This is a genomic window from Pseudomonas sp. MYb60, from assembly GCF_002979555.1.
Taxonomy (GTDB): domain Bacteria; phylum Pseudomonadota; class Gammaproteobacteria; order Pseudomonadales; family Pseudomonadaceae; genus Aquipseudomonas.
In genome coordinates, this window is the sequence record NZ_PCOZ01000004.1 from 411,273 (window position 1) to 418,627 (window position 7,355).

7 protein-coding genes are annotated in these 7,355 nt (G+C 61.8%); 2 read left to right on the forward strand and 5 right to left on the reverse strand.

Annotation, left to right across the window (positions count from 1 at the left end):
• Positions 1 to 32: 32 nt before the first annotated feature.
• From CQ041_RS09770 to yiaY, 3 genes are all read right to left on the reverse strand, one after another.
• Complete coding sequence (locus CQ041_RS09770) at positions 33 to 953, reverse strand: LysR family transcriptional regulator (RefSeq protein ID WP_105522568.1); 921 nt, start codon at positions 951 to 953, stop codon at positions 33 to 35.
• The gene (locus CQ041_RS09775) at positions 953 to 1,627 is read right to left on the reverse strand and encodes an NAD(P)H-binding protein (RefSeq protein ID WP_105522569.1); all 675 of its coding nucleotides are present in this window, start codon (positions 1,625 to 1,627) and stop codon (positions 953 to 955) included. The genes CQ041_RS09770 and CQ041_RS09775 overlap by 1 nt, the downstream gene beginning before the upstream one ends.
• Before the next feature lie 92 nt (positions 1,628 to 1,719).
• Complete coding sequence (gene yiaY / locus CQ041_RS09780; RefSeq protein WP_105522570.1) at positions 1,720 to 2,868, reverse strand: L-threonine dehydrogenase; 1,149 nt, start codon at positions 2,866 to 2,868, stop codon at positions 1,720 to 1,722.
• 123 nt (positions 2,869 to 2,991) lie between these two features.
• On the opposite strand from yiaY, the gene CQ041_RS09785 reads away from it, so the two are divergent.
• A complete protein-coding gene (locus CQ041_RS09785; RefSeq protein ID WP_105522571.1) occupies positions 2,992 to 4,008 on the forward strand; it encodes a DUF4917 family protein in 1,017 nt (338 codons plus the stop codon).
• 291 nt (positions 4,009 to 4,299) lie between these two features.
• Positions 4,300 to 5,199, forward strand: coding sequence for a DMT family transporter (locus tag CQ041_RS09790; RefSeq protein ID WP_105522572.1), 900 nt, complete (start codon positions 4,300 to 4,302; stop codon positions 5,197 to 5,199).
• An 87-nt stretch (positions 5,200 to 5,286) separates the two neighbouring features.
• Here the strand turns inward: CQ041_RS09790 and CQ041_RS09795 are convergent, their stop codons facing one another.
• Together CQ041_RS09795 and CQ041_RS09800 are read right to left on the reverse strand one after the other, a co-directional pair.
• Positions 5,287 to 6,495: an SAM-dependent methyltransferase gene (locus tag CQ041_RS09795; RefSeq protein WP_105522573.1), complete on the reverse strand. Its 1,209-nt coding sequence runs from the start codon at positions 6,493 to 6,495 to the stop codon at positions 5,287 to 5,289.
• A gap of 160 nt (positions 6,496 to 6,655) precedes the next feature.
• Complete coding sequence (locus CQ041_RS09800; protein ID WP_105522574.1) at positions 6,656 to 7,273, reverse strand: TPM domain-containing protein; 618 nt, start codon at positions 7,271 to 7,273, stop codon at positions 6,656 to 6,658.
• Between the last annotated feature and the right edge of the window lie 82 nt (positions 7,274 to 7,355).

The following is a 7,355-nucleotide window of genomic DNA, read 5'->3' on the forward strand; positions in this document are numbered from 1 at the left end:
GGAGCCTTCGCGAAACGCGAACGACCCGCGAATTATCTGTCGGAGCCTTGCGCATGACTCAGGCAGTCGAAGAGCAGACGGCTGACGGGCGACAACTGCGCTTCGTCGCGCACGACCAGGATCAAACTGCGGTCTGACCAACTGTCCGTCAGCGGTACGGCATGCAAACCCAATGCGCGACCGAACAATTCATACGCCTTGTGCGGCAGGATGCCGATGCCCATGTTCGCCTGGACCATCCGGCACATCGCATCGAACCCCGGCACATGAATGCGCAGGCGCAGCATCTTGCCAGCCTCGCGGGCGGCGGCATGGGTGCGCATGTTGATCGAACTGGCGGCGTGCAGGCCAACGTAGTCGCTGTCCAGGGTTTCGGCGAAGGCCACCGCTTCGCGGCCCGCCAACGGATGGTCCGGCGGCATCAGCACCACCAGTTTGTCGAGGCGATAGGTCACGCGAGGCAGGCCCTTGGTGTCGGTGTCGCTGGAGCAGATCCCCAGGTCCGCGACCCCATCAAGCACGCCTTGCACCACGCCGTTGCTGGGGCGTTCTTCGAGGTCGGTTTTCACTTCGGGGTGCAACTCGGAAAAGTCCCGCAGGTCTTCCGGAAGAAACTGAATGATCGCCGAGAGGTTCGCCAGCATGCGCACATAACCGCGGACGCCGTGGCTATGCTCGCCCAGTTCCAGGCCCATTTTTTCCACGTTGAACAGCATCTGCCGGGCGTGGTGCAACAGGGTCTCCCCGGCGGCAGTGAGGTCCATGCCCTTGGCCCGCCGCACGAACAGGCTCACCCCCAGCACCTGCTCCAACTCCATCAGGCGCTTGCTGGCGGCCGACACGGCAATGGCTTCACGGGAAGCCGCGCGGGTCAGCGTGCCTTCCTCGAAGACCGCGACAAACAACTGCAACGTGATCAGGTCCAGCCGACGCACCAGGCTCTTGTGCAGCATCAGCGACGCTCGGCGGACAGGCGATGGATGCCGGCCGGTTCCACCACCGGCTGCGGTGCGCCATGGCTTGCCGCCTGCAACATGGCCCGGCCGACGGTCTCGGTGCTCACCACCCAGCTCGGTTTGACCCGGCGCACGAACGACAGCGCCGGCCCCAGCACCGCATAAAAGGATTGGTACAACGGCGTCTTCGACCGCACGCCATGCAACGGCTGGATCACCCCTGGCCGAAACAGGTACACCGCCTTGAACGGCAGGCGCAGCAAGGCGTTCTCGGTCTTGCCCTTGACCCGCGCCCACATCGACGTGCCGGCCTCGGAACTGTCGGTGCCGGCACCGGACACGTAGATAAACGTCATCTGCGGATTGAGGCGCGCCAGCGTACTCGCGGCGACCAGGGTGAGATCATAAGTGAGGTGGGTATAGTTGGCCTCGCTCATGCCTGCCGATGAAACGCCAAGGCAGAAGAAGCACGCATCGAAACCTTGCAGCAGGTTTTCCAACGGTTGGAAATCCAGCATGTCGCTGTGCAGGACCTGGTGCAGTTTGCCGTGTTCCTGAGTCAAGGGCGAACGGCCAACCGCGACGACTTCCTGCACGTCGGTGGCCAGCAGGCACTCACGTAGCACGCCCTGGCCGACCATGCCGGTGGCGCCGAACAACAGAACTCTCATAAGGGAACCTCAGCGGCAAGCCGCACGCGTCAAGCGACAAGTTGAATGCAGATCAGCTTGTAGCTTAACGCTTGCCGCTCGCAACTGCCCCGTTAGAAAGCGCTGCGAAAGATCTCTTCTATTTGCCGCTGATCCGCCCGACGCGGGTTGGTCAACCCGCACGCATCCTTCAGCGCATTAGTGGCCAGCAGCGGAATGTCCTGCAACTTGGCGCCCAACGCTCGCAAACCGGCGGGGATCTCTACGTCGTGGGCCAGGCTGCGAATTGCCGCGATGGCCGCCTGCGCGCCCTCTTCGTCGGTGCTGCCCTTGATGTGGGCGCCCAGTGCGCGCGCCACATCGCTCAGGCGCTTGGCGCTGACACTCGCGTTGAAGGCTTGCACGTGGGGCAGCAATACGGCGTTGCAGACGCCGTGGGGCAGGTCGTAGAAGCCGCCCAACTGGTGGGCCATGGCGTGCACGAAACCCAGGGACGCATTGTTGAAAGCCATGCCGGCGAGGAACTGTGCGTAGGCCATGTTTTCCCGTGCGGCCTTGTCGCTGCCATCGCGCACCGCCAGACGCAGGTTGGCGCTGATCAACTCAATGGCCTTGATCGCGCAGGCGTCGGTGATCGGCGTGGCGGCAGTGGACACGTAGGCTTCGATGGCATGGGTCAGCGCATCCATGCCGGTGGCCGCCGTGAGGCTCTTGGGCATGCCGACCATCAGCGCCGGGTCGTTGACCGACAGCAGCGGCGTGACGTTGCGGTCGACGATGGCCATTTTCACATGGCGTGTGTCATCGGTGATGATGCAAAAACGCGTCATCTCGCTGGCCGTGCCGGCGGTGGTGTTGATCGCCACCAGCGGCAGTTGCGGCTGGCTTGACTGATCGACGCCTTCGTAGTCGCCGATATGCCCGCCATTGGTGGCACACAGGGCGATGCCCTTGGCGCAGTCATGAGGCGAACCACCGCCCAGGGACACCACGAAATCGCAGGCGCTCTGCTGCAACAGCGCCAGGCCCTTCTCGACGTTGTCCACATTGGGGTTGGGCTTGGCGCCGTCGAAGATCACCGAATCGATGTCCTGCATCGCCAGTTTCTCGGCGATCATGCTGGCCACGCCCGCCTTGGCCAGCCCGGCGTCAGTGACGATCAGCGCCTTGCGAAATCCATAGTTACGGATGGCGGTCATGGCTTCATCCAGGCAATCGCTGCCCATGATGTTGACGGCGGGAATGAAGAAGGTGCTGCTCATGGCGAATCCTCGGAGGCTTTATACCGACAGAATCAACCTCTGATGGCCGCTGCATCTTGACCAGGATCAACGCTCGCTCGTGATAAAGTCACCGTCCAGCCGATTTCGAGTAGACCCGCCGCAATGAAGGATTTCCAGGATATTGACGCCCACCTTGAAGACTGGAGCGCCCTGCGCAGCCGCACTGACTTCAGCGGGATTCTGATCGGCAACGGTGCCAGCCGTACCATTTGGGAAGACTTTGCCTACGATTCGCTGTTCGAAAACGCACGCACCGTCGAAGAAAAACCCCTGAGCCCATCCGAACTCAGCGTGTTCGACGCGCTGCAGACCCGCAGCTTCGAGCAGGCCCTGGGGGCGCTGAAAACCACCAGCCGGGTCAACAAGGCCCTGGCGGTCAGCTCGGCGGCGCCGCGCAACCGCTACTACGCAATCAAGGAAGCGTTGATCAATACCATCCACGCGGTACACATCCCGTGGCGCCTGGTGCAGCCGTCGACCTTGGCGACGATCAACGCGGAACTGGCGAACTACACCACGGTTTTCACCAGCAACTACGATTTGCTCAACTACTGGGCGATCCTGCACACCCCGGGCATCGATGACCTGTTCGGCAACGCCGACGCCAGCTTCGACCTGCGCAACACCCACACCGCTGCCACGCGCATCCTCTACCTGCACGGCGGCCTGCACCTGGTGCGCAACCTCGACGGCACGGCGCGCAAATTGCCGACCACCGACAGCACCTTGCTCAGCAGCTTCGCCATCAACAACACCCTCAAGACCCTGGACGATGTGCCACTGTTTGTCAGCGAAGGCAAAGTGGAAGAAAAGCTCAAGACCATCCGCAGTTCGGATTACCTGTCGTTCTGTTATGCGCAGTTGCTGGGCCATGAAGGTGCGCTGTGCATCTTCGGCCACGAATTGGGTACGCAGGACAAACATCTGGTGGACGCGATTCGCCAGGCCAATGTGACGACACTGGCAATCTCGGTGTCGGGGCGCAGTGATGGGTTTATCCGCCAGCAGAAGCGGCGGTATTCGCAGTTGTTCGACGGCTCGGGTGTTGAGCTGCAGTTCTTCGCAGCGCGCACCCACCCACTGGGAAACCCAACGCTGTCAGTCCCCGTCGAACGCTGATCAAAAGGCAGGCGCGTACCGCCGTAAAATACAAATACGTGACAGTGATGCTCGATAGGATTAGCGACCTTTCCGAGCTCGGCCCGTTGTCGGCGGATGCCAATCGCTCGCTCCCTCGCCACCGCAAGTTGCCTCACCACAGCACGCTCTCTCGGCATAAAAGCCTGGTTCCGACAAAGCACGGGCTTGAAACTGTACGGATAAATCCGCATCCAGCTGTAAGCCCGACATTGGCGGGGGTTGTGGCTAGATGGGCGTTCCTTGAAGCCCTCTAGATTTCGGTCCCCTTCCATGAGTTCGCGCGAAAACACCGGCATGGCCCTCGGCCTGCTGGGCGTCATCATCTTCAGCCTGACCCTGCCCTTCACCCGCATCGTGGTGCAGGAAATCCACCCCTTGCTCAACGGCCTGGGCCGCGCCTTGTTTGCGGCGATCCCGGCGGCGGCGCTGCTGCTGTGGCGCCGTGAGCGATGGCCGACCTGGCGCCAGGTGCGCGGCCTGTGCCTGGTGATCGCCGGGGTGATCCTTGGCTTTCCGGTGCTGTCGGCCTGGGCCATGCAAACCTTGCCGGCGTCCCACGGCGCGCTGGTCAACGGCTTGCAACCGCTGTGCGTGGCGCTGTATGCGGCGTGGCTGTCCCACGAGCGGCCGTCCAAGGCCTTCTGGGCCTGCGCGGCGCTGGGCAGTGCGCTGGTGTTGAGTTACGCCTTGATCACCGGTGCCGGCAGCATCCAGGCGGGTGACTTGCTGATGCTCGGCGCGATTGCCGTGGGCGGCCTGGGTTATGCCGAAGGTGGCCGGTTGGCCAAGGAGATGGGCGGCTGGCAGGTGATCTGCTGGGCGCTGGTGCTGTCGACCCCGGTGTTGATCGGACCGGTGTGGTACCTGGCGGCGCAGCACCAAGGCGCCATTTCCATGCGCGCGTGGTGGGCGTTTGGCTACGTGTCACTGTTCTCGCAGTTTCTCGGGTTCTTTGCCTGGTACGCGGGGTTGGCCATGGGCGGCATTGCACGGGTCAGCCAGATCCAGCTGTTGCAGATATTCTTCACCATCGCGTTTTCGGCGTTGTTCTTTGGCGAACACATCGAACCGATCACCTGGGTATTTGCCTGCGGTGTGATCGCGACGGTAATGCTGGGGCGCAAGACGGCGGTGCAGCCAGCCCCGACAATCAAGGCTGGCTCAGTCTAATGTGGAGCTGGCTTGCCTGCGATGGCGGTGGTGACTGACACACCGCTATCGAAGGCAAGCCAGCGCCCACAGAGGACCGTGTTCACTTCAATTCAGGTAGCCATCGGCACGCAACAGGCTTTCCAGGCAGTGCTCGGTGATGTGGTAGAACGCCTTCAGTTCCTGGATTTTCGCCAACAGCTGCGCATTGTCCAGCGGCTCCGGGCGTTTCACGGCGAGGATCATCTTGTTCTTGTTGGTATGGTCCAACGAAATGAATTCGAACACCTTGGTCTCATAACCACAGGCTTCCAGGTACAAGGCGCGCAGGCTGTCAGTGACCATCTCCGCCTGTTGCCCCAAGTGCAGACCGTATTGCAGCATCGGTTTGAGCAACGCCGGGCTCTGGATCTGCAGGCGAATCTGTTTGTGGCAGCACGGCGAGCACATGATGATCGACGCGCCGGAACGGATGCCGGTGTGGATCGCATAGTCCGTGGCAATGTCGCAGGCGTGCAGTGCGATCATCACGTCCAGCGCGCTCGGCGCCACGCTGCGCACGTCGCCGCACTTGAACACCAGCCCCGGATGCTCCAGGCGTGCGGCGGCGGTGTTGCACAGGGTCACCATGTCTTCGCGCAATTCCACGCCGGTCACTTCGCCCTCGGCCTTGAGCGTGTTGCGCAGGTAGTCGTGAATCGCGAACGTCAGGTAGCCCTTGCCCGACCCGAAATCAGCTACGCGCACCGGCTGGTCCAGCTTGAGCGGTGACGAGGTCAGCGCGTGGCTGAACACTTCGATGAACTTGTTGATTTGCTTCCACTTGCGCGACATCGACGGGATCAGCGCCTGCCGGGCGTCGGTCACGCCCAGGTCGGCGAGGAATGGCCGGCTCAGGTCGAGAAAGCGATTTTTCTCTCGGTTGTGCTCGGCGGTCGGCGCCTCACGCAGTTGCTGTGGCTTGCTCTTGAACAGCGAGCTTTTGTTCTTCTTGCTGTACTCCAGCTGGGCTTCATCGGTCAGCGACAGCAGGTGCGCGTTCTTGAACTGCGCTGGCAACAGTTCGGCAATCGCCGCCACGCCGTCTGCCAAGGGGAAGTTCTTGGTGATGTCGCGGGTCTTGTAGCGATAAACGAAGGACAGGCACGCCTGCTCCTTGACCGTCACCGGCTTGATGATCAGCCGCTGCAACTCGGCCTCGTCACCGACGTATTTGGCCAGCACCAGCTTGATAAAGGCCTGCTGCGCGAGACTCGCGCTGAGCAATTCGATGAACTGGGCGTGGTGATCGCTGGCAGGTTGAGCGGTGACAGACATGAACAAAAACGCCTCGGGCAGGGAATGCCGGGCATTTTAGGGGGGATAAGGAATTAGGGCACGGGGTAATTTGATCAACGGTCAATTCTCAAGACCACCACAAATCCAATGTGGGAGGGGGCTTCCCCCCTCCCACACTTTTGGCCCTGTGCTGGATGGGTTATTCGAGTACGACCAGGCGATTGGGCAGCTCGTTGCGTGTTTGGGTCACTGGCACATGCACCTTGAGCAACTCCCCACAGGCCTCGATGCAACTGACAAACCCTGCCAGCGTCTGCCCCTGCTTCACCTGCTGAGTAAACGCCTGCACGATCACATCCCAACTGCTGTCATCCAGGCGCTTGGAAATGCCGTCATCCACAAGGATCTCCACATAACGCTCGGCCTCGCTGACAAAAATCAGCACGCCGGTGCTGCCCAACGTGTGGTGCAGGTTCTGTTCCAGGAACTGGCGCCGCGCCAGGTTGGACGCGCGCCAGTGGCGCACCGAACGGGGGATCAGCCGCGTCGTGACCTTGGGCAAACGGAACACCAGGCACAACACGATGAACGTCGCCCATTGCGCCAGCAGCAAGGTGTACATGGTCAGGTAGCCCGACAGGTAATGCACCACGCCGGGTACCACCAGCGCAATCAGACTGGCCCACAACAGCGGGATGTAGGCGTAGTCATCGGCACGGGCGGCCAGCACGGTCACCAGTTCGGCGTCGGTGGTTTTCTCGACGCGGGCAATCGCTTCGGCGACTTGACGCTGCTCGTGTTCAGTCAGTAAAGCCATGGTTGTCTTTGCTCTCTCATTATTATCATCACCAGCCTCCCGAGGCCCCGCCGCCGCCGAAGCCGCCACCGCCGCCACGGAA

Bases quoted from the DNA above. Each gene is read 5' to 3' on its own strand.
- CQ041_RS09770 (WP_105522568.1), bottom strand. From the start codon at position 953: ATGCTGCACAAGAGCCTGGTGCGTCGGCTGGACCTGATCACGTTGCAG.
- CQ041_RS09775 (WP_105522569.1), bottom strand. From the start codon at position 1,627: ATGAGAGTTCTGTTGTTCGGCGCCACCGGCATGGTCGGCCAGGGCGTG.
- yiaY (WP_105522570.1), bottom strand. From the start codon at position 2,868: ATGAGCAGCACCTTCTTCATTCCCGCCGTCAACATCATGGGCAGCGAT.
- CQ041_RS09785 (WP_105522571.1), top strand. From the start codon at position 2,992: ATGAAGGATTTCCAGGATATTGACGCCCACCTTGAAGACTGGAGCGCC.
- CQ041_RS09790 (WP_105522572.1), top strand. From the start codon at position 4,300: ATGAGTTCGCGCGAAAACACCGGCATGGCCCTCGGCCTGCTGGGCGTC.
- CQ041_RS09795 (WP_105522573.1), bottom strand. From the start codon at position 6,495: ATGTCTGTCACCGCTCAACCTGCCAGCGATCACCACGCCCAGTTCATC.
- CQ041_RS09800 (WP_105522574.1), bottom strand. From the start codon at position 7,273: ATGGCTTTACTGACTGAACACGAGCAGCGTCAAGTCGCCGAAGCGATT.